The 26,255-nt window shown below is 47.0% G+C and carries 23 protein-coding genes and 1 tRNA gene; 10 read left to right on the top strand and 14 right to left on the bottom strand.

Annotated features, from left to right (window positions below; all coding sequences use genetic code 11):
- Window positions 1-7: 7 nt before the first annotated feature.
- On the bottom strand, window positions 8-1,081 hold the full coding sequence (locus NTZ10_07115; protein MCX5749989.1) for a TIM barrel protein: 1,074 nt from the start codon (window positions 1,079-1,081) through the stop codon (window positions 8-10).
- Window positions 1,082-1,405: 324 nt separating this feature from the next.
- On the opposite strand from NTZ10_07115, the gene NTZ10_07110 reads away from it, so the two are divergent.
- The 3 genes from NTZ10_07110 to NTZ10_07100 all read left to right on the top strand — a co-directional run bounded on the left by NTZ10_07110 (window position 1,406) and on the right by NTZ10_07100 (window position 3,713).
- Window positions 1,406-1,492: transfer RNA gene (locus NTZ10_07110), tRNA-Ser, on the top strand.
- A 20-nt stretch (window positions 1,493-1,512) separates the two neighbouring features.
- A complete protein-coding gene (locus tag NTZ10_07105) occupies window positions 1,513-2,217 on the top strand; it encodes a DNA alkylation repair protein (protein ID MCX5749988.1) in 705 nt (234 codons plus the stop codon).
- A 47-nt stretch (window positions 2,218-2,264) separates the two neighbouring features.
- Window positions 2,265-3,713 (top strand): YcaO-like family protein, encoded by a 1,449-nt coding sequence (locus NTZ10_07100; GenBank protein MCX5749987.1) that lies wholly within the window; start codon window positions 2,265-2,267, stop codon window positions 3,711-3,713.
- Window positions 3,714-3,723: 10 nt separating this feature from the next.
- Here the strand turns inward: NTZ10_07100 and trpB are convergent, their stop codons facing one another.
- Window positions 3,724-4,899 carry a tryptophan synthase subunit beta gene (gene trpB, locus NTZ10_07095; protein MCX5749986.1) on the bottom strand — a complete coding sequence of 392 codons (1,176 nt, stop codon included), beginning with the start codon at window positions 4,897-4,899 and terminating at the stop codon, window positions 3,724-3,726.
- Between the two features lie 39 nt (window positions 4,900-4,938).
- Between trpB and leuS the strand changes: the two genes are divergently transcribed.
- Window positions 4,939-7,359, top strand: coding sequence for a leucine--tRNA ligase (gene leuS / locus NTZ10_07090; GenBank protein ID MCX5749985.1), 2,421 nt, complete (start codon window positions 4,939-4,941; stop codon window positions 7,357-7,359).
- A 1-nt stretch (window position 7,360) separates the two neighbouring features.
- On the opposite strand, the gene NTZ10_07085 is transcribed toward leuS, so the two are convergent.
- From NTZ10_07085 to NTZ10_07045, 9 genes are all read right to left on the bottom strand, one after another.
- On the bottom strand, window positions 7,361-8,143 hold the full coding sequence (locus NTZ10_07085) for a family 16 glycosylhydrolase (protein MCX5749984.1): 783 nt from the start codon (window positions 8,141-8,143) through the stop codon (window positions 7,361-7,363).
- A 163-nt stretch (window positions 8,144-8,306) separates the two neighbouring features.
- The gene (locus tag NTZ10_07080) at window positions 8,307-8,945 is read right to left on the bottom strand and encodes a hypothetical protein (protein MCX5749983.1); all 639 of its coding nucleotides are present in this window, start codon (window positions 8,943-8,945) and stop codon (window positions 8,307-8,309) included.
- 98 nt (window positions 8,946-9,043) lie between these two features.
- Window positions 9,044-10,744 carry a threonine--tRNA ligase gene (gene thrS, locus NTZ10_07075; GenBank protein MCX5749982.1) on the bottom strand — a complete coding sequence of 567 codons (1,701 nt, stop codon included), beginning with the start codon at window positions 10,742-10,744 and terminating at the stop codon, window positions 9,044-9,046.
- Window positions 10,745-10,751: 7 nt separating this feature from the next.
- Window positions 10,752-11,903, bottom strand: coding sequence for a 1-deoxy-D-xylulose-5-phosphate reductoisomerase (gene dxr, locus NTZ10_07070; GenBank protein ID MCX5749981.1), 1,152 nt, complete (start codon window positions 11,901-11,903; stop codon window positions 10,752-10,754).
- A 14-nt stretch (window positions 11,904-11,917) separates the two neighbouring features.
- Window positions 11,918-12,919 (bottom strand): ketol-acid reductoisomerase, encoded by a 1,002-nt coding sequence (ilvC, locus tag NTZ10_07065; protein ID MCX5749980.1) that lies wholly within the window; start codon window positions 12,917-12,919, stop codon window positions 11,918-11,920.
- 15 nt (window positions 12,920-12,934) lie between these two features.
- Complete coding sequence (gene ilvN / locus NTZ10_07060) at window positions 12,935-13,423, bottom strand: acetolactate synthase small subunit (protein ID MCX5749979.1); 489 nt, start codon at window positions 13,421-13,423, stop codon at window positions 12,935-12,937.
- A 14-nt stretch (window positions 13,424-13,437) separates the two neighbouring features.
- Window positions 13,438-15,111: a biosynthetic-type acetolactate synthase large subunit gene (ilvB, locus tag NTZ10_07055; protein ID MCX5749978.1), complete on the bottom strand. Its 1,674-nt coding sequence runs from the start codon at window positions 15,109-15,111 to the stop codon at window positions 13,438-13,440.
- Between the two features lie 65 nt (window positions 15,112-15,176).
- Window positions 15,177-15,911, bottom strand: coding sequence for a ZIP family metal transporter (locus NTZ10_07050; protein MCX5749977.1), 735 nt, complete (start codon window positions 15,909-15,911; stop codon window positions 15,177-15,179).
- A gap of 55 nt (window positions 15,912-15,966) precedes the next feature.
- Window positions 15,967-18,528 carry a hypothetical protein gene (locus NTZ10_07045; GenBank protein MCX5749976.1) on the bottom strand — a complete coding sequence of 854 codons (2,562 nt, stop codon included), beginning with the start codon at window positions 18,526-18,528 and terminating at the stop codon, window positions 15,967-15,969.
- A 128-nt stretch (window positions 18,529-18,656) separates the two neighbouring features.
- Here NTZ10_07045 and lipA point away from each other — a divergent pair, with 128 nt between their 5' ends.
- Genes lipA through rsmA form a run of 4 tightly spaced genes read left to right on the top strand, consistent with a single transcriptional unit; the run spans window position 18,657 to window position 22,556 of the window.
- The gene (lipA, locus tag NTZ10_07040; protein ID MCX5749975.1) at window positions 18,657-19,502 is read left to right on the top strand and encodes a lipoyl synthase; all 846 of its coding nucleotides are present in this window, start codon (window positions 18,657-18,659) and stop codon (window positions 19,500-19,502) included.
- On the top strand, window positions 19,495-20,670 hold the full coding sequence (locus NTZ10_07035) for an LL-diaminopimelate aminotransferase (protein MCX5749974.1): 1,176 nt from the start codon (window positions 19,495-19,497) through the stop codon (window positions 20,668-20,670). Before lipA ends, NTZ10_07035 begins: the two co-directional genes overlap by 8 nt.
- Window positions 20,660-21,688: a 4-hydroxythreonine-4-phosphate dehydrogenase PdxA gene (gene pdxA, locus NTZ10_07030; protein ID MCX5749973.1), complete on the top strand. Its 1,029-nt coding sequence runs from the start codon at window positions 20,660-20,662 to the stop codon at window positions 21,686-21,688. The genes NTZ10_07035 and pdxA overlap by 11 nt, the downstream gene beginning before the upstream one ends.
- 34 nt (window positions 21,689-21,722) lie before the next feature.
- Window positions 21,723-22,556 carry a 16S rRNA (adenine(1518)-N(6)/adenine(1519)-N(6))-dimethyltransferase RsmA gene (gene rsmA / locus NTZ10_07025; GenBank protein MCX5749972.1) on the top strand — a complete coding sequence of 278 codons (834 nt, stop codon included), beginning with the start codon at window positions 21,723-21,725 and terminating at the stop codon, window positions 22,554-22,556.
- A gap of 5 nt (window positions 22,557-22,561) precedes the next feature.
- Here the strand turns inward: rsmA and NTZ10_07020 are convergent, their stop codons facing one another.
- Window positions 22,562-23,683 carry a hypothetical protein gene (locus NTZ10_07020; protein MCX5749971.1) on the bottom strand — a complete coding sequence of 374 codons (1,122 nt, stop codon included), beginning with the start codon at window positions 23,681-23,683 and terminating at the stop codon, window positions 22,562-22,564.
- Window positions 23,684-23,796: 113 nt separating this feature from the next.
- On the opposite strand from NTZ10_07020, the gene NTZ10_07015 reads away from it, so the two are divergent.
- Both NTZ10_07015 and NTZ10_07010 read left to right on the top strand, forming a co-directional pair.
- A complete protein-coding gene (locus NTZ10_07015) occupies window positions 23,797-24,576 on the top strand; it encodes an ABC transporter substrate-binding protein (protein MCX5749970.1) in 780 nt (259 codons plus the stop codon).
- A gap of 1 nt (window position 24,577) precedes the next feature.
- A complete protein-coding gene (locus NTZ10_07010; GenBank protein MCX5749969.1) occupies window positions 24,578-25,102 on the top strand; it encodes a YqeG family HAD IIIA-type phosphatase in 525 nt (174 codons plus the stop codon).
- On the opposite strand, the gene ruvA is transcribed toward NTZ10_07010, so the two are convergent.
- Complete coding sequence (gene ruvA, locus NTZ10_07005) at window positions 25,086-25,688, bottom strand: Holliday junction branch migration protein RuvA (GenBank protein MCX5749968.1); 603 nt, start codon at window positions 25,686-25,688, stop codon at window positions 25,086-25,088. The two genes, NTZ10_07010 and ruvA, sit on opposite strands and share 17 nt — an antisense overlap.
- Window positions 25,685-26,170 carry a crossover junction endodeoxyribonuclease RuvC gene (ruvC, locus tag NTZ10_07000; protein ID MCX5749967.1) on the bottom strand — a complete coding sequence of 162 codons (486 nt, stop codon included), beginning with the start codon at window positions 26,168-26,170 and terminating at the stop codon, window positions 25,685-25,687. Before ruvC ends, ruvA begins: the two co-directional genes overlap by 4 nt.
- Window positions 26,171-26,255: the final 85 nt, after the last annotated feature.

The following is a 26,255-nucleotide window of genomic DNA, read 5'->3' as shown; positions in this document are numbered from 1 at the left end:
TGTCAGATCAGCCTTTGGACCCGTAAACCTGTTCAAATATATTTCTGTAGAACTGTGCGACACCGATGAACAACTGTTCGTTGTCCGCCCTTGAAGACGCGCTTGTATCTTCCAGCTCTACTATCCTTGCCGTTGACCGTGGGGCAAATGCTTTCATTGCCATTTCAAAGTGCAGCCAGTCGATTGCTCCCCTGCCCGGTGCTCTTGCGATCCATAATCCCTGTGTGTGAGTGTTCGGCTCGAACATGTCGCCGGCTCCCAGATGATCAGCCATTCCCTTAGGATCATCAACTCCGTCCTTCAGGTGGATCGATTGCCCGAAAGCATCGCCGAATTCTGCAATGATCTCGGCTATTGTCCTTGAAGCAGCCGGGTTCTCTTCCCTCGCACCGCGGTAATTCCTTGTGTGCGACCCATCAAAGTGGATCTTTATGTCCGGCAATACACTTAGAACTAATCTTTTCAGTGCGGGAGTGAAGAACATGTTCGTGATCGGTGTCGATCCGTTGGGTGACATCGTGAAGTACATCGGGCAGTCTTCAACGTCGAACTCGAGACCGAGTTGCGTTGTCTGATTGACCAGCGGCGCATAGTCGGTCGCCAGCTTATCAACAAAGAACTTTCTCAGATCTGCACCGGAAAGAGGTTTGCCGGCTAATGGGAACGGATTACCTATGAAAGTAACCACGGACCTTGCTCCCAGAACTGCACCTGCATCGATAACCGCCTTTAAATGTTCTCTGTCTTCAAGGTTGCCAAGCGGGTTGGCGCAGAAGCATACAGAATCGATGCCTACTCCTGTTTCAGCCTTTATTGCAGCTAATCCTTCCGTGATCTCGGCAGCATTCGCTTTGTCCAAAAGGAACTTGGGATCAGCTGTCATAGCGGAAAAATCCCTTATGGTACCGTCTTTGCTTACTGTCGGGAACATCGCTACCTGAAGGGTATCGTATCCCGCGCTCTTTGCAAATCTTGCCGCATCTTGAATACCGGTGAGCCTTGGCTTGCATTCTTTAAAATGCAGGGGAACGGTCAGTAATCCTAATTTCGGGACTGTTGTGGAACCTTTTACTGCTATCATCTGTTATCTCCTTACTTTAAATATTTTCGCCCCCGGACATTTATGAAACTTCAATTTTTTTGTATTTCCAGTCCTCCTTTCAGTTTTTTCTTTGTTCACCGGCGATGTATTTTTTACATGCCTGTTATTTCTTGCCATATTCTTCTCGACAGGTATTTTTTGAAATTTCACTCAATTTTGATTTTTCCAAAAAATGTCGCGGGAACGGGATTATTTGGTCATTTGCCGGAGGTCGTGCTGATATCCTACGCACCTACAGCCGTGATACAATATTTTACGGAGAGGTGGCCCCCTCGACAGGCTCGGGGCAAGCGAGCGGGACATGGAAGGATGGCCGAGTGGTTTATGGCGGTAGTCTTGAAAACTACTGTGCGTGCAAGCGCACCGCAGGTTCAAATCCTGCTCCTTCCGATTTTAACAATAATTTCATCATGCTTTCAAAACTGAAAAAAGACCTTCGCGACTGCGCTTCCCCGCAAAAGGCAAAGATACTGGCAGGGTTCTTCAAGACCGGGCCCGGGCAGTACGGGGAAGGAGACGTTTTCCTTGGTATCGTTGTGCCGGATGTCAGAAACATTGTAAAAAAGTTCAGAGATATCACGTTGCCCGACTGCATAAAGCTTCTTCATTCCAAATATCATGAGGAAAGGTTAACCACTCTTTTGATATTGGTTTTGAAGTATAGCAAGGCAGACAAGGCCGAAAAGCAGAAGATATTTAATATATACATTAATAACACGAGGTTCATCAACAACTGGGACCTGATAGACCTTACTGCGGAACAGATAGTAGGTGAATATCTTTCTGACAAGGATAAAAGCCTCCTGTATAAATTTGCGCGATCAAGCTCTCTCTGGGAAAGAAGGATCTCGATATTATCGACCTTTAACTATATTAAAAGAGGCGATCCGAAAGAAACCCTGAAGGTCGCAAAGGTCCTTTTAAATGACGGGCACGACCTCATACACAAAGCCGTCGGCTGGATGCTTCGTGAGACGGGAAAAAGATGCTCACAAAAGACAGAAGAGGATTTTTTAAAGGGGCATTACAAGAAGATGCCTCGAACCATGCTGAGGTACGCGATAGAAAAGTTCCCTGAAAAGACAAGGAAAGCTTATCTATCCGGGACCGTTTGATCCTCTTGAATAAAGACAGCGAACATATATAATTGAAATGACCTATGGTGATCGAACTTAAAAGTTGCCCGAAAAAATACACGCTTGACCAGGACAAGGTCACGGACCCTTCCTCGACAATAGAAAACGCCTTAAAACATCTGGAAACAATGCTTGACCTGTCAAGTTTCAGGATCGAACCCAGGAAAGACGCCATTGAAGGCGCTTATTCTTTTTCAAGCATAAGCGACAAACTTAAGACCAGCGGCAAGGGCCTCACTCCGGAACAATCAAAGGCCAGCGCGGTCATGGAATTCGCGGAACGGTATTCGTGGCTGCATTTTGATTATGAACATTATGAGGGATATTGCCTGAAAAGCTTTAACGAGATCAAAAAGGGGGATATCCAGACAGTTGACGAATCATATTTCCTCTGCAATTTCATCGACCTGAAAGACCGCGATGAACTGCTCAGGGAAATAAAGGACATACCTCTTAAATGGGTCCTGGGCACGTGCCTTAACGACCGGAAACCGTTCTATTATCCGGTGAACTGGCATAACATGGTGGTCGGGTCCAACGGGCTCGCAGCCGGCAACACGATGGAAGAGGCTATACTGCAGGCCCTTTGCGAGGTCATAGAAAGGGAGAACATCTGCCGTCTTTTCATGGACATGGAACCGGGAAATGACCTGAAGCTTGAAAGCATCAATAATCTTCTTGTGACAAGAGTTCTGGAAAATTCTCAGAAGAACGGGATCAAATTCACAATAAAGGACATCTCTTTTGATTTCAAAGTGCCGACCTTCATAGCTTACGGCATCCGCGAACAGGACAAAGACAAACTTACTTATCAGGGGGTCGGCCAGGGGGCTAGCACGGACCCGCAAAAAGCGCTGATCAGGGCCCTGGCAGAATATTTTGAGGGTTTTTCCCTTATGTGCGTTTCTCAGGAAGAGCTGAATGTCAACTGGAAAGAGGTCATGTCCGCGCTGCCTAAAAAACATACGGGTTTCCTTCCTTTATATAACACGGAGATGCTCCTGAAAAGTAAAAAAAGCGTCACGATGGATGAGGTCCCCAGCGCGTGCAAGCCTGATATAAAGGAAGAGATACTCTATATTATGGGGATACTGGAAAAATCCGGATACAAGACCGTTGTCATCGACAAGACCCATCTCAAATTGGACATCCCGGCTGTCCGCGTTTGTGTGCCCGGTATGCGCGTGATGATAAATATGGAGATCAAGGAGCCGAGGTATGCGATCAGCGAAGTGTACCATGAAGCGGGCGATTCCGCGGCTTCAATAAGACACTTCGCCGAAACGGTAAAGAACAACCCCGTCACCAAGGATTATTATAATGTTTTTGCCTCCATCCCCGGCTCTGATCTGATCTACAAAAAAGATTACATCGAATTGGCATCTTCCGTATCGGACCTGAAAAAGGATGCCGTGGGAATGGTCAACAATTTGCTTAAGATCCAGGGGCTGGATAAGTTTAGAAGGACCGTTTAGAGGACGGCATTCATCTTTTCCTTGTCATATCGATATCTTTATCGCCGCGTCCCGACAGGCATATCACGACTATCTTATCTTTTGATAGTTTCCCGGACAATTTTTTCAGGTAAGCTACCGCGTGGGCGGATTCAAGCGCGGGGATTATTCCCTCTTCTTTTGCCAGATATTCAAAAGCGGCCGCGGCTTCTTTATCACTGATACTTTCATATTTCACTCTTCCGCAGTCTTTCAAATACGCGTGCTCGGGCCCGACGCCCGGATAGTCCAGCCCCGCTGAGATAGAATGCGTACCCGCGATCTGACCGTCTGCCGTCTGCAGGACATAGCTTTTTGACCCGTGGAGTATCCCGGTCTTTCCTTTTGCGAGTGCCGCCCCGTTTTCGCCGATCTTCATGCTCCTGCCGCCGGCCTCAAGTCCGACCAGCCTGACTGAAGCGTCGTCGATGAACGGATAGAACATCCCGATGGAATTGCTGCCGCCGCCGACGCACGCGGCTGCGATATCAGGTAGTCTGTCCTCCGCGGCTTTGACCTGTTTTTTTGTTTCCTCCCCTATCACTTTCTGGAAATCCCTGACCATCATCGGATATGGATGCGGGCCGACGCATGAACCGATGAGATAATAAGTGTCTTTCACGTTCGCCATCCAGTCGCGGAGCGCTTCGTTTATCGCCTCTTTTAAAGTCCTGCTGCCCGTCTTTACCGGCCTTACCTCCGCGCCGAGAAGCTCCATCCTGTAAACGTTCAAAGCCTGCCGCCTGATATCCTCAGAGCCCATATAGACGATGCATTTCAGACCGAACAAAGCCGCAACAGTCGCTGTCGCGACGCCGTGCTGGCCGGCCCCGGTCTCTGCTATTATCCTTTTCTTTCCCATTTTTCTTGCGAGAAGGATCTGCCCGATGCAATTATTTATCTTGTGCGCTCCGGTGTGGCATAGGTCTTCCCTTTTCAGATAGATCTTGAAACCGTGTTTTCTTGAAAGGTTTTGTGCAAGATAAAGAGGGGTCGGTCTGCCTGCAAAATCCCTGAGATAATGACCTATTTCTTTTTTAAGGCTTTGGTCATGTTTTAACGAGTAATATGCTTCTTTGAGTTCTTCGACGCACGGCATCAGTGTTTCAGGTACAAATGTCCCTCCGTATTTCCCGAAATATCCGTTTTTATCTGGCAAGTTATACATATTTTGATTATTATATCATGATGGATTATACTTATTTATATGCCCGATTATAACCACAAAGATATCGAATCCAGATGGCAGTCCTTCTGGGAAAAGAACAGATCATTCGAGGTGCCGAACAAGTCAGGGAAACCTAAATTTTACGACCTTGTTATGTTCCCCTATCCTTCCGGCGCGATCCACATGGGCCACGTGCGCAATTATGCCATCGGCGACATCATCGCGCGCTATAAAAAGATGAAAGGGTTCAACGTGCTTCACCCGATCGGCTGGGATGCTTTCGGCATGCCCGCTGAGAACGCCGCGATAAAGAACAATTCGCATCCAAAGGACTGGACGGAAAAGTGCATAATTCAGATGAAGTCCCAGCTCAAGCGGCTCGGGCTTTCTTATGACTGGAGCAGGGAGGTCACTACCAGCAAAGAAGATTATTATAAATGGACGCAGTGGATATTCATCAAGTTCTACGAAGCGGGGCTCGCCTACAAGAAGAAATCTCTCGTCAACTGGTGCCCTAAATGCGAGACCGTACTGGCCAACGAGCAGGTCAAGGACGGCAAATGCTGGAGGTGTGAGTCCGTTGTCGGCGAAAAGGACCTGGAGCAATGGTTCTTCAAAATAACAGCATACGCTCAAAGGCTTCTCGATGACATCGAAAAACTTGCTGGCTGGCCTGACAGCGTCAAGATCATGCAGCGCAACTGGATCGGCAGGTCAGAAGGAATGAGCATCAAATTCAAGATCGACGGCTCGGACAAAGAGTTGGAGGTGTTCACCACAAGGCCCGACACTCTGTTCGGGGTGACATATATGACTCTTGCTCCCGAACATCCATACACAAAAGAGCTTTCAAAAGGGACAAAGCAGGAAAAAGCCGTCCTTACATATATAGATAGCGTTAAGAAAGAGTCCGCTTCGTCACGCGAAAAAGCCACGGAAAAGACAGGGGAGTTCACCGGTGCATACGCGGTCAATCCGGCGACAGGGGAAAAGATCCCCGTATGGACATCAGATTATGTTCTGATGGAGTACGGGACAGGAGCAGTGATGGCGGTGCCCGCACATGATCAGAGAGATTTTGAGTTCGCAAAAACATTCAACCTGCCAATTAAAGAAGTAATTGCCCCTGTAGGGGCGCACGGTCGTGCGCCCTTTAACGATATGGAATGCGCTTTTGTTGATGAAGGCATCATGGTAAATTCCGACCGGTTCAACGGGCTAAAAAGCAACGATGCGATAAAAGCAATAACCGACTGGCTTATAGATAATGGCAGCGGAAAAAGGGAAGTCAACTTCAAGATGCGGGACTGGCTGATTTCACGGCAGAGGTATTGGGGAGCCCCGATACCAATTGTATATTGCAAAAAATGCGGAGCAGTCCCTGTTCCCGAGAAAGACTTGCCGGTTAAACTTCCGTACGAAGTTAAATTCACAGGTGAAGGAGGATCCCCTCTTTCTAAAGTCAAAGATTTTGTCAACACAAAATGCCCGAAGTGCGGCGGACCGGGAAAAAGAGAAACGGACACTCTGGACACTTTCAACTGCTCCTCATGGTATTTCTTCAGGTACGTGAACCCGAAAGAGACCGGCAAGCCTTTCAACTCTGATGACCTGAAATACTGGTTCCCTGTCGATCAATATATCGGTGGAATAGAACACGCGATACTGCATCTTCTCTATTCACGGTTCTTTACTAAAGTCCTGTTTGACCTGAAACTCGTACCGGTAGATGAACCGTTCAAAAATCTTCTGACTCAAGGCATGGTCGTAAAAGACGGAGCAAAGATGAGCAAGTCAAAAGGCAACGTAATAGACCCTGACTATATAATCGAAAGATACGGGGCCGACACGGCAAGACTATTCATATTATTTGCTTCACCGCCTGAAAGGGAACTTGAATGGAGCGACGCCGGGGTGGAAGGCTGCTACAGGTTCCTTAACAGGATCTGGAAACTTGTGCAAAACAAGAATGCAGGAAATGTCCTGCCGGCAGCAGACAAAGAAGCTGTCCAAAAACTCCATAAAACCATCAAATGCGTGACCGAAGACATAGAGAAATTCTCGTTCAACACCGCGATCGCAAAGATAATGGAGCTGTCAAATACTTTACAGGGACAGGAACTTAGCCCGGAGGCTGCACAGAAACTGATCCTTCTTCTTTCCCCTTTCGCTCCTCATATCGCCGAAGAGCTCTGGAGTGTTGCAGGGGGAAAAGGCAGCATATCTGATCAGGCATGGCCGTCTTTTGACAGTACTCTTGCCAAAGATACAGAGATCGAGATCCCGATTCAGGTGAACGGCAAGCTGCGCGACAAGATGACCGTTCCGGCTGATATAAGCGAAAAAGAAGCAAGAGAAAAAGCCTTAGCACTGGAAAAGATCAAACAGAATATCGGGGATAAAGAGATCGTGAAGATAATCTTCGCAAACAGAAGACTGATAAATATAGTCGTAAAATAAACTATTTATTGCAGCCGGACGTCTTGTCTTTAAAAGGCGTGTATTTTATCCAGTCATATTCGGCTCTCAACGGGGATCTGTATTCAAACTTCCCCAGCCAACCGTCAACATCTTTACCTGTCCACAAATTAGCGATGATCCTTCCGGGGGTCTTCGGAAGAGGACTGCGGGAACCGTTCTCTCTGTGCACCTCTTTTTCGTCGACCGACCAGATGATCATGTCAGGCCGCCATTCTATTTTATACGTGTGAAAAGCTTTTGAAGGATCAAATCCAAGCTCGATCGTTCTTTCGTTGTTCCCGTTACCGTTAGTAATATAATTGACCTGCATTTTCCCTTTGATGATCTCGATGTCTATCTCGTCCCACGGGTTATTGTCGTAAGGGCCGGTGCAGAAGAACAATGACCCCCCCATTATGCCTTCGCCCGCAGCCGCTTTGATGCTTGCCTCAAGCGTGCCGTATCCGTAAAAGTCTTTTGTCCTGTATTCACCGGAAGTGTACGGTTTTCCTGAACTCGCGGTGTTGTCGAGCGTCAGAACCATCCTGCCGTTCTCGAACGCCACATGGTCCGATCTCCACCCGTTATTGAACGGGGCTCCGTTTGCCCAGCCGTGGGCCTTACTCCAGATGTCGCGGTCGAACCTGTCCAGTCCGTCATCGATGACCGGCCCGGACATCGAACTCCTGCTTTTTTCATCGGGCAGGTTAATTGTTCTTTCGTTTGTTTTTCCTGCCTGCGCTGCAACGTTTTGTTTAGTCTCTGTTCTGTTGATCTCGCCCATTTTTTGCCCTCTATTTATATATCGTTAAAATAATGGAGAATTTCAGTAAAAAAAGCCCTCATGTCGGAAAAAATCAAACAGAACATTGAAAACAAAGAGATCGTAAAGATAATCTTTGCAAACAGAAGATTAATTAATATCGTAATAAAACAGTAGCTCTGCCCTATTCTTTCGGAAAAACAAGTCTAAGCAAAGGATCGCCATCCGTTCTTTCTACGAGTTTAGGCTCGATGCCTGAGATGATATTCAAGTGCGCAAGGAACATGTTTGCAACGGATTGCACATCGACTTTCCCTTTGTGCCTTTCAAAATCAAGAACTACCCTCGGGCCTTCCAGTGGTCTTATCGTTCCGATCATGACATTAGAACCTGTTTCTGCAATCATATTATCTAGTGTGAACGGGAATGCGGCCATCATCATGAACAGCGCAAAAAGCCTTTCGTCAGATCCCTCATGCGGAAGTGCAAGGAACTCCGCCCTGTATGTATCCATTGCTGCCTGCGTGTAATTTCCTCTCGCGGTAAAAACAGCTCTTCCTCTGTTCAGAAGTTTTGATGCCTGGTCAAAGCACAGTCCTGAGACTGCCGGTTTTACATCTTTTAAGGGTGTATCGGGCTTGAACAGCAACGGAAGATCAAAAGTAGTGCGGCCGCCTGTGGTGCCTGTCGCCACATGACCCTCACCGACACCTTCGAACCATTTCCTACCGAGCGTTTTGGGCTGTCCCATTATCATCCTTGTCAGCGTCATCGCGATCGGGCGAAGTATTAAACTGCGTTCGATCCTCATTTGTTGTGTCATTTTTTCTCCTTAAGTCGTTCTATTAGAGTATCGTAGATTTCATGGATAAATTTCACTTATTTTGAAAATAACTGAAAATGAATTGTTCCGGCAGTAAATTATATCGAGCGGATGAACTCTTCCAGGGGTTTTGCGCCCAGGTCGCCTTTTTCCCTGGAGCGGACAGCAACAGTCTTTGCTTCGACTTCCTTGTCGCCTATCACGAGCATGTACGGGACCTTCTGTAGCTGGGCTTCTCTGATTTTTAGTCCTATCTTCTCTCTTCTAGCGTCAAGTTCAGCCCTGATATCCTGATCGCCTAATTTCCTGATAACCTCTTCAGCATAATTGATATGCCTGTCCGATATCGGGAGAATGATGACTTGGACCGGAGCTAGCCAGAACGGGAATGCTCCGGCATAATGTTCGGTCAAAGCCCCGATAAAGCGTTCCATGCTACCTAACACTACTCTATGGATCATGACCGGCCGGTGTTTTGCCCCGTCCTCGCCTATATATGAAAGGTCGAACCTTTCGGGAAGGTTGAAGTCCACCTGGATGGTCGGCCCCTGCCACGCGCGGCCTATCGCGTCTTTCAGCTTAACATCGATCTTCGGTCCGTAAAAAACTCCAGCACCGGGATCGACCTCATACTTTATTTTTTTGCTTTTCAACGCTTCTTCAAGGGCGGCAGTCGCGTGGTTCCAGTTGTCGTCGGAACCGACCGATCCTTCCGGCCTTGTGGAAAGATAGACTTCGAACTCCTCGAAACCGAACTTCCTAAGCATGTCAAAAGCAAAGTCGATCACTTTTTTGATCTCATCCTGCAGCTGGTCCGGCCTGCAGAAGATATGCGCGTCATCCTGCGTGAAACCGCGGACCCTTAGAAGTCCGTGGAGCACGCCGGACCTTTCATGCCTGTATACTGTCCCAAGTTCGAAAAACCTTACCGGCAGGTCACGGTAGCTGTTCAGTTTCCTTTTGTATATCAAAATATGTCCCGGGCAGTTCATCGGTTTCAGCACATACTTTTGTTCGTCGATATCCATGAAATACATGTTGTCTTTGTAATAATCCGCGTGGCCTGATGTCTGCCAGAGATCCATTTTCGCAATATGAGGGATGATGACCGTCTGGTAGCCGCGTTTTCTGTGCTCTGCTTTCAGGTAATCCTCTATCACCCCCCTTAAGACTGCGCCTTTCGGATGATAAAACACAAGTCCGGCTCCCGCTTCTTCATGGTAGATATTAAAAAGATCAAGCTCTTTTCCGAGACGCCTGTGGTCTCTTTTCTCGGCTTCTTCCATCCTTTTAATATGATCTTCAAGTTCTTTTTCCGTGTCAAAAGATGTCCCGTAAATCCTCTGGAGCATTTTATTCTTTTCGCTTCCTCTCCAGTATGCTCCTGCAAGTTTGAGCAGCTTGAAAGCTTTTGCTTTTCCCGTAGATTCGATATGCGGCCCTCTGCAAAGATCTGTAAAGCCCGCATTCCTATAAAAAGTAACCTTGTCACCTTCAATTTCTTTTAAAAGCTCTACTTTATATTTTTCCCCGAGTTTTTCCATCTCTTTTATCGCTTTTCCCTTGTCCATCTCGATCCGCTCGAATTTAATGTCCCTTTTGATTATTTCTTTCATCTTGTCTTCGATCTTCTTGAGGTCTTCCGGTGTAAGTACGCTGGGGATCTCAAAATCATAATAAAAACCTTCTTCTATCGCGGGGCCTATAGCCAGCTTTGCTTCCGGAAAAAGTTCCTTTACCGCCATCGCCATTATGTGGGAGGTGGAATGGCGCAATACTTCTAATTGTCCTTTGTCCATAGGTATATTATACACCCGCTTCAGTTCTCGCCCATTTCTCCGCTTTGAGTATCTGAGCAAGTGAAGGTTTTCTGATAAACTCATGCTTTTTCATTACCGATAAAACTATCTTCGGAATATCCGTGAACCTGATCTTGCCTTTAAGGAACATCTCGACCGCAGTATCGTTCGCCGCGGACATCACGGCCGGCATGGTCCCGCCTGTTTTTCCCGCTTGATATGCAATCTTTAGACACGGAAACCTATCCGCGTCCGGTTTTTCAAATGTTAATTGGCCGGCTTTTGAAATATCGATGGTCTCAAAGCTCTTCGGTGCCCTGTCAGGATAATGAAGCGCATACTGTATCGGAGTCCTCATATCAGGGGCTCCCATCTGAGCAAGAATAGAGCCGTCGGTGAATTCCACCATCGAATGGATTATGCTCTGCGGATGAACGACGACCTCGATCTTGTCATAAGGAACCCCGAAAAGATGATGCGCTTCAATGACCTCAAGTCCTTTGTTCATCAGCGTAGCAGAATCTATCGTTATTTTCGGCCCCATCTTCCATGTAGGATGCGCCAGGGCCTGTTTTGCGGTCACTTTTTTCAGTTGGGCTTTTGAATATGCCCTGAACGGCCCGCCTGATGCAGTGAGGATTATTTTTTTTATTCTGTTGTTTTGAATTTTGAATTTTGAATTTTTTTCGCTTGCCCCGAGCGAAGTCGAGGGGGATTTCGTGCTTCGGATTTCGGATTTTCCTCCAAGACACTGAAATACCGCGCTGTGCTCGCTATCCAGAGGAAGAATCTTAGCTCTGTACTTCTTTGCCAGAGGCATCACAATATCCCCGGCAGCAACAAGTATTTCTTTGCTTGCAAGAAGGATCGTCTTTCCTTTTTTTATTGCGGCTATGGTTGCCGGAAGTCCCGCTGTCCCGACGATCGACATCACTACGATATCCGTGCCGGGATCTGTAGCAATTTTTATCAATCCTTTCTCATCGTTGACAATAGCATGCTTTGGTTTAAATTCTTTTATCTGCTTTTTGAAAATATCGAGATAACCTTTAGTGGCAAGCCCGTTTATGGTAAATAAAGAAGGAAAGGCAGATACTGCTTCCAGTACCTGCTTTCCGATAGATCCTGTTGAACCCAGTACTGCGATGCGTTTTTTCACTGCAGTACGATCTCTTAAGCGTTCGTCTTCGGTATCCAGCTCATCATCTTGCGGAGCTCTTTGCCGACTTTTTCTATCAGATGTTCGATGCCTCTTCTTCTGTGCGCCAGGAATACCGGCCTTCCCGCCTGGTTCTCAAGTATCCATTCTTTGGCGAAAGCTCCAGTCTGGATCCTTGAAAGCACGTACTGCATCCTCTGTCTGACCGACTCATCGATGACGAACGGCCCGACTGTGAAATCACCGTACTCGGCCGTGTTGCTGATCGCCGCCCTCATCCCGGACATACCTTTTTCATACATCAGGTCGACTATCAGCTTCAGTTCGTGCATGCATTCAAAATAAGCTATCTCGGGCTGGTAGCCCGCGTTGACCAGCGTCTCGAACCCCGCGATCACAAGCGCCGTGCATCCGCCACAAAGGACCGCCTGCTCCCCGAAAAGGTCGGTCTCCGTTTCTTCCTTGAATGTCGTCTCAAGCACTCCGGCGCGTGTCGCTCCGATGCCCTTGGCATGCGCGAGAGCTATCTTTTTTGCTTTCCCTGAAGCATCCTGGAACACCGCTATCAAAGCCGGCACTCCGCCGCCATCAACATACAATTTTCTGACAAGAGGTCCCGGCCCTTTGGGCGCGATCATTATGACATCGACATCCTTGGGCGGGATTATCTGGTGAAAATGGATGTTGAACCCATGTGAGAATACAAGCACTTTCCCTTTTTTCAGGTGCTTCTCTATGGATTCCTTATAGACCCTTGACTGAAGTTCATCAGGCACAAGGATCTGTATGATATCTGCCTGTTTCGCCGCTTCATCTGCAGTCATGATCTTCATCTTGTCTTTTTTTGCACGCTCGTAGTTAGGTGTCCCGGGAAGCTCGGCCACGATAACATCCACGCCGCTGTCCCTAAGATTGCTCCCCTGTGCCCCGCCCTGGCTGCCGTAACCGATTATCGCAACTGTCTTTCCCTTCAACAACTTGAGGTCCGCATCCTTATCATAATAAACTTTCGCCATTTCTTTCCCCTTTCTTTATTTTGTTTCTTCGCTTCTCGCCAGCGAGATCTTCCCTGTCCTTACCATCTCCCTTATACCAAACTTTTTAAGCAGCTCTTCGAGCGCGTCGATCTTCTTCGAATCTCCGGTCGCCTCTATGATAAGCGCGGTCTCCCCTAGATCGACTACCTTTGCCCTGAAGATATCGACTATCTGCTGGATCTCCGGTCTCGTGATATCACTGGCCGCGACTTTTATCATGACAAGTTCCCTGTCGACGGCATTTATGTTTGAAAGCTCGTAAACCCTTACCACTTCTATTATCTTATAAAGCTGTTTTGTGATCTGTTCCAGGACTTCATCGTCGCCCTCGACAACGATCGTCATCCTTGAAAGGTCCTCATCCTCCGTAGTTCCCACCGCAAGACTGTGGATGTTGTATCCGCGCCTGCTGAAAAGCCCGGAAACCCTTGACAGGACCCCGGCTCTATTGTTGACGATCACCGCTATTGTATGTTTTTTCATCATTTTCTTCCGTGTTAATCGACTATCATTTCATTTATCGGCTGTCCCGCGGGAACGAACGGAAAAACATTCTCTTCCCTGGTAACAACAAACTCGATGACGGTCGGCTTGTCTCTTGAAGCAATGGCTTTTTTCAGGGCCGGCCCGACGTCTTCGAGCTTTTCGACCCTTATCGCGTTCGCTCCGTAAGCCTGCGCGATCTTGACAAAATCGGGATTGTCTTCCAGATCCGTGTGCGAATATCTTCTGCCGTGCAAAAGTTCCTGCCACTGGCGGACCATCCCCAGATAACGGTTATTCAAAATAGCGATAATGACCGGCAATTTATTATTTACCGCTGTATTTAACTCCTGTATGTTCATCTGTATGCTTCCGTCGCCCGCTATATCGATGACTATCTTGTCAGGACACGCGACCTGCGCTCCTATAGCAGCAGGGAACCCAAATCCCATCGTACCAAGACCGCCGGAAGAAATAAATGTCCTCGGCTTGGTATATTTATAATATTGCGCCGCCCACATCTGGTTCTGCCCGACTTCAGTGCAGATTATCGCTTCGCCCTTTGTGACTTCGTATATTTTCTCTATGACTGCCTGCGGCTTCAGCGTTCCGTCGTCTTTATAGCAGAGCGGATGCTTTTCTTTCCATCCCATGACCTGCGCGATCCATGGCGAATGCGCTTCTTTTTGCTTGACGTGCTTGTTTAGAGCCGTAAGGACATTCTTGACATCGCCGACTATGGGGATGTCAACGGAAACATTTTTCCCTATTTCAGCGGGATCGATATCGATATGGATGATCTTGGCATTCGGCGCAAAATGGTCTATGTGGCCGGTGACCCTGTCATCGAACCTCGCGCCGATCGCGATGAGAACATCGCATTCCGTGACCGCGTAGTTGGCATAGACCGTCCCGTGCATCCCAAGCATTCCGAGAGAGAGCGGATGAGTCTCCGGGAAAGCGCCTTTTCCCATCAAAGTTGTCGTGACAGGCGCCGATATTTTTGTCGCGAGCTCAAGCAGTTCTTTTTCAGCTCCCGCCATGATGACACCGCCTCCCGCATATATCATCGGCTTTTGCGCCGAGTCGATCAGTTTTGAAGCGATGGATATCTGCTTCGGATGGCCGTGATATGTCGGCTTATATGAATCCAGATCTAATTTCTCCGGATAATTGAATTCTATCTTTTTTATCTGAATATCTTTGGGTATATCTATCAGGACCGGGCCCGGTCTTCCTGTAGATGCGATATGGAACGCTTCCTTGACGATATAAGGAATTTGAGAAGCATCCTTCACAAGGTAACTATGTTTTGTAATGGGAAGCGTTATTCCCGTGATATCCGCTTCCTGGAAAGAATCTTTTCCGAGGAAAGCGGTACCGACCTGCCCTGTGATAGCGACCATCGGGATAGAATCCATGTGCGCATTCGCGATCGCCGTGACAAGATTCGTCGCGCCGGGACCTGAAGTAGCCAGGCAGACCCCGACTTTTCCGCTTGCCCTGGCGTAGCCGTCCGCAGCATGCCCCGCACCCTGTTCGTGCCTGACAAGGATATGCCTGATACCTTTTTCACTGTACAGCGCGTCATAAAGAGGCAGTACCTGTCCTCCGGGAAGTCCGAAGATGACCTCGACCCCCTCTTTCTTTAACGATTCAAGCAGCGCCTGCGCGCCCGTGAGTTCCATAGTAGTTTCCTTGCTTATTTGATATATTTTATCAGATATGAATATTCAGTTCAACTTAGAGGAGATCATGCCCCGAACAGGGCTTTTGCCGCGATCATGAACGCAATGCCGAGACAAAGCCAGATGAACGAGGTGACTTTACCAAAACCTTCGGTCTTGTGCATACCCGGAATAAGGTCGGAAGCGGCAATGTAAATAAATCCTCCTGCAGCGAACGGTAGAAGGAATGAAGAAAGGACCGTGATCCTCTGCATGAACATGAACCCGATGATACCGCCCAGCACGCATGAACACTGCGCGAAGAAGCTGTAAGCTATTGCTTTTGTGTTCTTAATGCCACCGGAAACCAGTATCGCGAACACTCCGAGCTCCTGCGGGATCTCATGACCAAGGATCATTATTGTCGTCACCACTCCGAGAGGGACGCTAACGATGAAAGCTCCCGCTATGACAAGACCGTCAATTATATTATGTATGCTATCCCCCACTATCATCAGATAACTGTAGGGGTGTATCTCGCATTCTTCGCAAAGGTGCCAGTGCAGATATTCTTCAAAGACGAAGAATAGGAGAAAACCGATGACAGTTGTTAGAAAAGTTAGATTTGGTGAAAGCAGGGAAAGAGATTCCACAAGAAGATGGAAAAATGCCCCGCCGATAAGCACTCCCGCAGAAAAAGCTATGAAGAATTTAATGAACCTGTTCAGAGTGTCCGGCCGCATCCAGAGGCTTACGATTCCCGCAAGCCCCATCAGGCTGTCTACGACCGTCGCCCCGATTATCCAGAGAAGTGTTGCCATCTGATGATTAATTCTATTATATAATCGAGAGAATGACAACAATTCCGGCATGGCCTTATTGATGCGACTTATATACTTCTCTTAAAAAAGCAATAAATAATTCTGAGTCATCCTTAATTTTCGGATATTTTTCATGTAAAAATTCTACCGCTTCATTATAATTTTTTATTTCCCCTTTTATCCTTGAACTCTTGAACAGCCTCAATGTCAACGATCGGAAATTCTCATCTTTGATCTGAAAGAGGTCTATCAAGCCCAGGTTCAATCCCAAAATTATTTTTATCGTTTCTTCATTGATCTTTTCTCCGCCGGTCGCTCTTTTTGAGAGAAACTCTATTACCTCATTGGTGAGATTATTTCTCTTCACCGCCTGTTTAACTATGTCTATCATTATCGACTTGTCGGTTTTCCCGTTTTTTATCAATCCTGCAATAGCTTCCTTATAATTTTTTGTCTTGATCTCCGAATAAGACATTGGCAAAAACATCATGAACATCCGGCAAAATCCCTCATTATTTATATTTTCCAGTTTTGCACCGTTAAAGATCACGTCATAAATAGGAGCAATTGTCTTTTCCGCCTCTGCTTCCGTCAAGACTCCGGCACTTAAGCACAAAGAAGCGCAATTACCGATAATTTTATTCGTTTCCTTGACGAGAAAGTTTAAGACATCATTATCGTCTATCTGATTTTTACCTTGTTCTGCTTTACTGTCGACCGGGGGGGTTTTTAACGCGATTATTGCGCTCTTGTAATCCTTCCCCGCGAGTACCGGTCTTAGAAAATAGATGATTTTCAGCGTTACATCTTGAAATCTTTTATCCGCCACATCCTCAAGCTTTACCTTTCCCAGAAGGGCATCATCGAATATCGCCTGAAAACCATTCCTTTCTTTCTTTGATATTATACCTGCAAGGGAAAGCCGGGATGTCATTTCGAATGCTATGAATGCAGGGGTCTTCGTCGGATAAACGTTCAGGTCGATATCGTGCCCCTGTTTGAATAGCGCCACTATTTCTCCGGCCCCTTTTACCAAAGCTTCAACATGTTCCCTCTCGTCTGCCGTCATCAATTGCTGCATTATTTTGAGCTCGAATTTGTATGCGTTCAGTTCCGTGATCGTTGAAAATCTCGCATCAGAATCTACGCTTAAACGCCTGTCGTCTGCCGCGTGCCTGGTTTCATGGCTTAAGATCATGACAAGCTCTGTTTTTATTTTCCCCGTGTCTTTCAACGCTTTTAATGCTTTTGCGTTGATCATTATCACGCCTGCCCCGGCGTAGCATCCTGCGCTGCCGCCGCCGATAAAAGCAAGACGGCTTTCATCATCTTTGTAATCATCCGAAAAGACAATGAACCTGCTGTTGCTCTTTACGTAATCCAGGAGAGTGGTCCCGTCTTCTAACTTGATGCCTTCAAGGGTCCCCTTGATATCGATCCCGATGACCTTGTCAGGAAGTGCTGAAGTCGCGCATACAAAGACGGAGTGTTTCTGATCGGATTTTACAGAAGGGAAATTTTTCGCGACTATACTGATTATTTTGTCTCTTTCTTTAAACAGTATGCTGAGATTAAAAAACAACTCGTCGCTTTGCGCGGCTATCATCCCCAACTTGCGTACCCTTTCATGATCCGGCTTTTCCTTGCATAGTTCGGCATAATATTTCCCTATCAGCTCCTGGTAATCTTCCAGGAACTTACCCCGCACGGCATAGTCGTCTAACTTTGAAGCAGAATTCGCTTCGTTTGAAAGAGATAATATCCTTGTCGCAATTTCTTTGATATCCTCATACTTGCCGAATTCTTTATCAAACGACATAGCTGTCTGATCAACATCTTTAAGCAATGCGAACATATTAAGCATCGACATTGCCCTGAAATTGTCGGCTCTTTCCCGTGTCCCGAATATTCCGCCGTTAAAAGCGTTTTTATAAGCTTCCAAAATCTCGCGGACTTTTTCTTTTCTTTTCAGGTCACGGTTATTAATAAAATTAAACAAGGACTTATTCTGTTCAGTAAGCAGTTTTGATATCCTTTCGTCTAAACCGCTCAGCATCTGGGCCTGTTCCCTGCTTGTGAAATATGTGACCAGTTCAAACATGGCATCAAAATTCTTTAGCCTTTTTCCCGGGTCCTCTTTGCCGGAATATTTCTCCAAAGCATCGAAAAACACGTCTGCAATACGCCCGGATATTTTTTCCGTCAAAACACTTAGTCCCGAACCGTCACCTGTCAGGGCTTTCAGGTATTTCTGAAATAATTCTTTGTCCTGTGCAAGTAACTTCGGACTCGCCAGGCTTTCACAGAACATTTTCCATTGAAGGGGGCCGAGCCCCATTTCCTTTTTAAGTTTTTCTGTATCTATCCCGGCACCTTTCATTTTCTTTTCTTCTGCCGCTACTACACTGTCTATTTCATCTATCTTGTCCTTTGGAATACTCGGAACATACTGAGCCCACCGGAACTCGGGGACCACTGGCTGTTCGACCACTTTCATGTCCGGTCTTTCTATGGGGACAGGTGCAGTAATTGGTTCTCTTGTAAACTGCGGCTTGCCAATGAGTGATTGAGCCAACTCCGGTTTAACATTCAGATCTGCAGGCTTTGCTCCGTCCATATACCCTCCATAAATAATAATGCCGAACCCAACAGGCAAACTTTCGGTATTAATTAATATCAAACGACTTTATAATATATCGGCAGGCATATAACAAAACTTGCATCCATTTTGGGTATAATATCAGTATGGAAACCTTGCCGCAGTGGCTCATTAAACGTACTCCAAAATCACAGAACATCAGAGAGATCCACAGTCTTCTGGACGATGACTCCGTACATACGGTATGTGAAAGCGCGAAGTGTCCGAACATCGGGGAATGTTATCTGAACAGAACGGTCACTTTTATGATCCTTGGAAATATCTGCACAAGGAATTGCGGATTTTGCGCGGTCAGTCACGGGCATGCTTCACCGCCCGATGAAGATGAACCTAAAAAGGTTGCTGATGCGGCAAAAAGGCTCGGACTAAAATATGTAGTAATAACTTCTGTCACCCGTGACGATCTTGAAGACGGAGGAGCGGATCAATTTGTCAGAACTATCCGTGAGATCAGAAGCCTGCTCCCCGGGACCAAAATAGAAGTATTGGTCCCTGATTTTAAAGGAAATGAAGGGTGCATCGGCAAGATCATCGATATTAAGCCAAATATCATCAACCATAACCTCGAAACTGTTAAAAGACTTTACCCTGCTGTAAGATCCCAGGCGGATTACGGAAGGTCGCTTTCACTCCTGAGGGCTGTAAAAGACAGGGATCCCTCGCTTTACACAAAGAGCGGGATTATGTTAGGATTAGGAGAAACGAAGGAAGAAGTTATCGCGCTGATGGAAGATTTGCGCGAAGTTGATTGTGATATTTTGACCATAGGTCAGTACCTTCAGCCTTCAAAAGAACAGGTCGAAGTCTTGGAATATATAAAACCATCTGATTTCGATGATTATAAAGATATAGGGGAACGCATGGGTTTCAAAAAAGTTTTTTCCGGACCTTTTGTCAGAAGTTCATACAAAGCGAGCGAAGCACATGTTTGAAGAAGCAAAAAGATTAAGGGATCTCCCCACTTACGTGTTCGACACGACCGATAAATTGAAACAGGAAGAGCGCGCTAAGGGAAAAGACCTCATAGACCTCAGCATGGCAAGCCCGGACTTCCCCACACCTCCGGCTGTCGTTGAGGCAATGAAAAATGCTCTCGATGAACCAATAAATCACAGGTATCCAAGTTTTGACGGCCTTCCTGAGTTCAGGCATGCGTCTGTAAAGTGGTGCCGCGAACAATACAAGATCGATATCGATGCTGACAAGGAAATAATACCTCTCATCGGTTCAAAGGAAGGTTTAGTCCATCTTGCTTTCGCGTTCATAGAACAGGGCGATACGACACTGGTCCCTCTTCCGGCATATCCGGCGCATTTCAGGGGGACGCTCCTTGCCGGCGGAACACTTATAGTGATGCCGACAAGCGAAAAGACGGGTTATGTCCCGGACCTGACCGTAATAGACGAAGCCATCGCGAACAAAGCAAGGATGATGTTCCTGAGTTATCCCACAAACCCGACCGGCGCCGTGGCTCCGCTTGAGTTCTTTGAAAAAGCGGTCGCTTTCTGTAAAAAACACAGCATCATTTTGATCCACGACTTCGCGTATGCCGAAATATATTTTAACGGGAACAAACCGCATAGTCTGCTTGAGGTCCACGGGGCAAAAGACATCGCCATAGAGTTCCACACTCTTTCAAAGACTTTCAGCATGGCGGGCTGGAGGATCGGGTTTGTCGTTGGCAATCGCGAACTTATTGCGAGTCTGCGGAAGATGAAGACCAATCTTGATTACGGTCTTTTTGCCGCGACCCAAAAAGCCGGTATTGCCGCGATGCAGCTTCCAAAATCCTATCTTGACGAGACAAGACAGAAATACCAGGAAAGAAGAGATGTCCTGATAGCAGGGCTTCAGAAACTCGGCTGGAAGATCGAAAGCCCGAAGGGCTCTATGTATGTATGGATCGAAGTGCCTAAAGGTTATAATTCCACAAGTTTTTTTATGGAACTTCTTAAAAAAGCCGGTGTGGTGGTGTCTCCGGGGATAGGTTTTGGCGATCTCGGAGAAGGTTATGTCAGGATCGCTCTTATCGACACAAAAGAACGGATCACCGAAGCAATAAACAGAATGGAAAAGGCAGGTATAAAATATGACAAATAAGAACAAAGCCGATCTGGACAAACGGCCGATAATCGCGGTCACGATGGGAGACCCCGCGGGCATAGGCCCTGAGATAATCATCAAAGCCCTTTCGACGGCAGAGATAAACAGGCTCTGCAGGCCTGTCGTCATCGGGGACGCGTCGGTGATGAAGAACGCGATGAAAGTTGCAAAGGTATCACCTCTCGTGCTTAACGAGATAAAAAGGATAGACAACGGGAACTTCCAGGCCGGAATGATCAATATCCTCGACATGGACAACGTGGAGGTCTCAAAGCTTAAGATCGGGAAGATCTCCGCGGAAGCCGGCAGAGCGGCTATAAAATATGTGGAAAGAGCCGTCGATCTTGCGCTTGAAGGAAAAGTCCACGCTATAGCGACAGCCCCGATAAATAAAGAAGCAGTGCACAAAGCGGGCTATAAATTCGACGGGCACACCGAACTCCTGGCAAAAAAGACCGGCACGACAAATTATGCCATGATGTTCCTTTCGGATTCCATCCGGGTCGCGCTTGTGACGACGCACATTCCCCTGTCCCAGGTCCCGAAAGAGCTGGACAAGAAAAAGATACTGAACCTCATTAAGCTTGTCGATAAAGAGCTTCACAGGCTGCTGGGTAAATCACCCAAGATAGGAGTTGCCGGACTCAACCCTCATGCAGGTGAAGGCGGGATATTCGGCCAGGAAGAAGAAAAGATAATACGGCCCGCGGTGGAAGAAGCAAAGAAGCTTGGCATAGACGTAAAAGGTCCGATATCCGCAGATGCTATATTTTATCTCGCAAACATAGGAATGTTCGATATAGTTGTTGCAATGTACCATGATCAGGGACTGATACCTTTAAAGCTCCTGTCATTCAACAGATCTGTCAATGTCACCATAGGACTTCCGATAATAAGGACCTCCGTGGACCACGGGACCGGTTTTGACATCGCCGGCAAAGGCTGGGCAAATCCAGGGAGCATGGTCCAGGCCATAAAAGTCGCTACAATGATGGTGTTGAAGAAGAAAGAGTAAAAATTCGAAATTCGAAGCGCGAAATTCAAAATGCATGGAACAATCTTTTTCCGGACAAACTAAGCATCTCCTTAATAAATACGACATCCGTTTAAAACGTTCGCTTGGCCAGAACCTTCTTGTCGATAAAGCCGCTCTGGACAGGATAGTAAAAGCGGGCGACATCCGATCGTCTGACACGGTGATCGAGATCGGAACAGGCACCGGCATTCTGACAAAAGAGCTGGCAAAAACCGCAAAGAAAGTGATTACCTTCGAAATTGACAGAACTATTATTGAAGCCGCGAAAGAATATCTTGCCGGTCATGAAAATGTGGAGTTGATTAATGATGATTTCTTAAAAGCTGACCTTGGAACATTGCTGTCTTCCTTTTCCAATACTAAAATCGTCGCCAACGTCCCTTATTACATCACAACTCCCGTGATCGAGAAAATACTTGAGAACAAAGAACAGATCTCGCTCGCGATACTGACCGTCCAAAGAGAATTTGCGCAAAGGATGACGGCTAAACCCGGGACAAAGGAATACGGAAGTTTCACCGTTTTTGTGAATTATCATACCGAGCCGAAGATCGTTTCGTATATCCCAAAGTCCTCTTTCCTGCCGCAACCGGAAGTAGGGTCGGCGATAATACTTTTAACTATCAGAGAAAAACCTTTTGTTGATGTAAAGGATGAGAGATCGTTCTTTGAAGTGGTCAGGACCTCATTTTCACAAAGACGAAAGACACTGAGAAATTGTCTGCTTACTAAATTTGAACCTCAGAAAGTCGACAGGGCTCTCTCTCAAGCCGGCATCGACGGCAAAAGAAGGGGCGAGACGCTGTCTATCGCGGAATTCGCGAGACTATCAGACTCTCTCACCTGAGTTACCTAATATTTGATCTCGCTGTTAAGATATATCGCCCTTTCAGGAGCTGAAGCTCCTGTTTGTGTTGACTGGACGTCAATGGCGAGCCTGATCTCTTTGATCAGTTCAAAAGAGAGGCCTGCTATCGTCTTTTGGACCTCGTTGTTTGCCGCGGAGATATCAGGCTTGAAATAATCATACCTGCCGATCAGTGAGACTTCGGGAACAAAATAAACGGAGCCCGCTACGGAACATCCCGAGATGTCTTTCCCGCTCTTTTTACCGCCGGCATATTCCGCGTAGATATTTGTCTTGGAAGCGCTCCTGTACCCGAGCAGGCCGCCATACCTGATCTCATCCGAGTAGGCAGAGAACCTGTCGGACAGCACGACGTAGCCTCCGAGCGAAACGCTGCCTCTCTGCTGGTCTGAGAACACATCTTTATTAAGCCTCAGGGACACATCTTTGCCGGCAGTTGTCTCCTGATCCTTGTAGCCGGAACCGTTTGTCAGTGTCATGCAGTATTCAGTATTGACCGCCTTTAACACACCCTGAAATCCTATTCCGAAATCGGCAGAAGGCATGAGTTCCTCGTCGTCGGTAAATACTTTCGCGATGTATCTGTTGTTCCACGCTTTTTCCACCCACTGTATCCACGCGGTCTGCTGAAGACCCATCTTTGTCGATATTGTCAGGTTCTGGTTATTGAGCAGAGGGAGATCAAAGTAAGCATATTTAAGAAAATCGAGCAGGGATTGGCCTTTAGACTGCGGGTCCGTCGCCTGGTTCAGCCGGCTGGCATCCAGTGTCAGTCTGACTGCCGCACCTTCTGAAAGGTCTTTTTTGAAATTGATGTACGCGCGGGAGATATCAAATTTATTATATGAAACGGTGCTCGTCTGTGTCAGATATTTCTGGAAATAGAAAAAGATCTCACCGTCAATTTTTACGCTGCTGTCGGCTGCTTTCGCGTAACTCACTTGTTTTAACTGCTGTGGTTTATATTCTATCCTCTTGAGGGCCATAAGCCCGTCAGCGCTCTCAAGAGAAAACGCCGCAGCGCTGAAAAAAGCGAGACCGCAGATCGTCATGACTGTAATAAAACGGGTGTTCTTCATTTTATTTCCCCTTACTTTCAAATCCATATTATTCTATCATTATTTTTACCTTGGCCGCCCGTCCGGCCTTTTTTGAGATTCTACCGAGGTCCGCAAGGACCGGGCAAAAGTTGTTCCAATAATATGTTAATATTTTACCGATGAGAAAGATATTAACAGCATTAACATTTGTCTTGATGTGCTCCAGCTGCCTGGCTGCCGGCTATGACGGTGTCTGGTTCTTGGGATTTAACACGAACAAAGATGTTTTCGGCGACAGGAATGGCAGCTCCGTCAGGAAGGCTTTCCAATACGCCGTCGACCGTAAATATATTTGCAAAGAGATCATCAGGGACGACAACGTTCCGACCGGCGTGATCCCGAAAGGCATGGACGGATATGACGGTGTCTTAAAAGGATATCCTCTTAACCTCAATGCATCGGCATCACTGCTCAAAAAAGCGGGATACTTAAAGAAAGACAAAAGGCTTTCCGGTCTTATGCTTGCCCACACCGACGGGGTAAAGACAATAGAGATAGCAAACTCCATTCAAAACGACCTTAAAAAGATCGGGGTCAGGATCGAACTCAAGCAGATAAAGTACAGCGAAGGCGAGAAGTGGGAGGATTATCTGTCTTCCGGAAAATACCACATGTTCTTGATAGGATATAAACTCCTCCCAAAACCGGACATGCCGACAGCCGAAGCTGTTTCGTCAAAAAGACTGCTGTTTGACCTGTTCGGCTCAGCCGGGGAAGCGAACTTTTTCTTTCTCAGGGACGGGAAGGTCGATTCTTCTCTCGATGCTATCGACTCACTGCCGACGGCAGAGGCTAAAGAGATCACAAAACGCCTCAGGTCCCTGAACAAATACTTGCAAGAACTTTCCCTGACTGTTAATCTGTTCTATATAAAGAAAATACCGGGACTTGAGAACTGAAATGGAAGAAAAAAAGGGGCTGGCGGATTATTTCCGTCCCAAAGAATACGTGGATTCGGTATACAGGATCGACCTTGACCGGCTTTACAGGCGCGGCATAAGGGCTTTGATAATCGATCTTGACGACACGCTGATCCCGCGCAGGGATTACAGTGTCCCTATGACAATATACGCCTGGGTGGAAAAGGCAAAAGAAAAAGGTTTCAAAATATATCTTGCTTCGAACGGGAGCAGGCTGCCCAGGGTGAAATACATAATAAAGACCCTGCAGATCGATGGCAACGCCCTGTCATTTAAGCCACTTCCTTTCGCGTTCTATAACGCTATGAAGGTGCTGGATGTGTCAGCCGGCGATACAGCCGTGATCGGCGACCAGTTGATCACCGACATGCTGGGAGGCAATATCCTCGGGATGTATACGATACTGGTAAACCCTCTTTCCGAAGAGACTTCATTGTTCAGGATGCCGATGAGGCTGCTGGATAATTTTTTGATAAGACTTCTTAAGCTCAGGCCAAGGCCTTGAGCGACCGCTTGATTATCTCTTCGATCTGCATGTTCCCCGAAAGGTCGGCTCCGCTTTCCATTATCGCCTGCTTTGCTTCTTTCGCGGAATAGCCCAGAACCATCAGCGCTGACGCGGCATCTTTTATGACCGGGTTTTCAAGGGCCTGCGTGGACGAACCGCTCTCGGTCTCAAGCATATAGATCTTTCCGAGCTTTTCCCTTAATTCGACAATGACCCTTTCGGCCGTTTTCTTGCCAACCCCCTGCGCGGAGGTAAGAAGCCCGACATCGCCTTTTGTTATTGCGACGACGAGCCTGTTGATGTCGAAAGAAGAAACCATGTTCATCGCCCCCTTCGGCCCTATGCCGGATACGGAAAGCAGATGGCCGAACAGGCCTTTTTCCTCCTTGGAAGAGAATCCGAAAAGCTGCATCAGGTCTTCTCTGACGTTAAGATATGTAATGACTTTTATCTTTTCGCCTTTCTTCGGGAGCTTACGGAGCACAGAATTTGTGACGGTTATTTCATAACCGATACCGTTGACATCGACAGTGATCTTATCGTTCTCAGCTCCTTCAAATATCCCCTCGATATGTCCTATCATCTCAGCTCCTTCAGCTTTCTGGAATTAATGTGGCAGATCGCTATTGCCAGAGCATCCGCCGCATCGTCCGGCTTCGGTATTTCCTTGCATTTTAGCAAATTTTTGACCATATATTGTATCTGTTTTTTGTCAGCCCTTCCGTACCCTGTTAGGGCTTGTTTGACTTGAAGCGGCGTATACTCCGATATTTTCACGCCGGCTTGAGCCGCAGTCAGCAAAATGACCCCCCTCGCCTCTCCTACTTTTATCGCGGTTTTGGAATTAGCCGCGAAGAACAACTGCTCCACAGCCACATTTTCGGGTTTAAATTTATCGATGATCTTTTTTAACTCGGAGGAAATTGATTTCAGCCTGTCAGAAGCTGTGTTTTTAGGGGATGTTTTTATACAGCCATAATCTACCAGTGAAAGTTTATTATCGTTCTCATCGATGACCCCGAATCCCGTCGTGGCCGTTCCCGGGTCTATTCCGAGTGTCCGCATGGAGAGATTATAACACGCTATCTGTGGTAATTAAGCATAAGTCCTGTGTCCAAATAGCAGCTATACCGCTCCAAAAAGAATCTGT

The organism is Candidatus Saganbacteria bacterium (assembly GCA_026387835.1).
In the GTDB taxonomy this organism is placed as follows: domain Bacteria; phylum Margulisbacteria; class WOR-1; order JAKLHX01; family JAKLHX01; genus JAPLKZ01.
This window is presented reverse-complemented; position numbering and strand designations above follow the sequence as displayed.

Coding starts and splice junctions, on each gene's coding strand:
- trpB (MCX5749986.1), bottom strand. CDS start 4,899: ATGTATAACTTGCCAGATAAAAACGGATATTTCGGGAAATACGGAGGG.
- leuS (MCX5749985.1), top strand. CDS start 4,939: ATGCCCGATTATAACCACAAAGATATCGAATCCAGATGGCAGTCCTTC.
- pdxA (MCX5749973.1), top strand. CDS start 20,660: ATGACAAATAAGAACAAAGCCGATCTGGACAAACGGCCGATAATCGCG.
- ilvC (MCX5749980.1), bottom strand. CDS start 12,919: ATGGCGAAAGTTTATTATGATAAGGATGCGGACCTCAAGTTGTTGAAG.
- NTZ10_07045 (MCX5749976.1), bottom strand. CDS start 18,528: ATGGACGGAGCAAAGCCTGCAGATCTGAATGTTAAACCGGAGTTGGCT.
- ruvC (MCX5749967.1), bottom strand. CDS start 26,170: ATGCGGACACTCGGAATAGACCCGGGAACGGCCACGACGGGATTCGGG.
- ilvN (MCX5749979.1), bottom strand. CDS start 13,423: ATGAAAAAACATACAATAGCGGTGATCGTCAACAATAGAGCCGGGGTC.
- NTZ10_07080 (MCX5749983.1), bottom strand. CDS start 8,945: ATGACACAACAAATGAGGATCGAACGCAGTTTAATACTTCGCCCGATC.
- thrS (MCX5749982.1), bottom strand. CDS start 10,744: ATGGACAAAGGACAATTAGAAGTATTGCGCCATTCCACCTCCCACATA.
- NTZ10_07010 (MCX5749969.1), top strand. CDS start 24,578: ATGGAAGAAAAAAAGGGGCTGGCGGATTATTTCCGTCCCAAAGAATAC.
- rsmA (MCX5749972.1), top strand. CDS start 21,723: ATGGAACAATCTTTTTCCGGACAAACTAAGCATCTCCTTAATAAATAC.
- NTZ10_07085 (MCX5749984.1), bottom strand. CDS start 8,143: ATGGGCGAGATCAACAGAACAGAGACTAAACAAAACGTTGCAGCGCAG.
- lipA (MCX5749975.1), top strand. CDS start 18,657: ATGGAAACCTTGCCGCAGTGGCTCATTAAACGTACTCCAAAATCACAG.
- NTZ10_07050 (MCX5749977.1), bottom strand. CDS start 15,911: ATGGCAACACTTCTCTGGATAATCGGGGCGACGGTCGTAGACAGCCTG.
- ruvA (MCX5749968.1), bottom strand. CDS start 25,688: ATGATAGGACATATCGAGGGGATATTTGAAGGAGCTGAGAACGATAAG.
- ilvB (MCX5749978.1), bottom strand. CDS start 15,111: ATGGAACTCACGGGCGCGCAGGCGCTGCTTGAATCGTTAAAGAAAGAG.
- NTZ10_07015 (MCX5749970.1), top strand. CDS start 23,797: ATGAGAAAGATATTAACAGCATTAACATTTGTCTTGATGTGCTCCAGC.
- NTZ10_07115 (MCX5749989.1), bottom strand. CDS start 1,081: ATGATAGCAGTAAAAGGTTCCACAACAGTCCCGAAATTAGGATTACTG.
- NTZ10_07035 (MCX5749974.1), top strand. CDS start 19,495: ATGTTTGAAGAAGCAAAAAGATTAAGGGATCTCCCCACTTACGTGTTC.
- NTZ10_07105 (MCX5749988.1), top strand. CDS start 1,513: ATGCTTTCAAAACTGAAAAAAGACCTTCGCGACTGCGCTTCCCCGCAA.
- NTZ10_07020 (MCX5749971.1), bottom strand. CDS start 23,683: ATGGATTTGAAAGTAAGGGGAAATAAAATGAAGAACACCCGTTTTATT.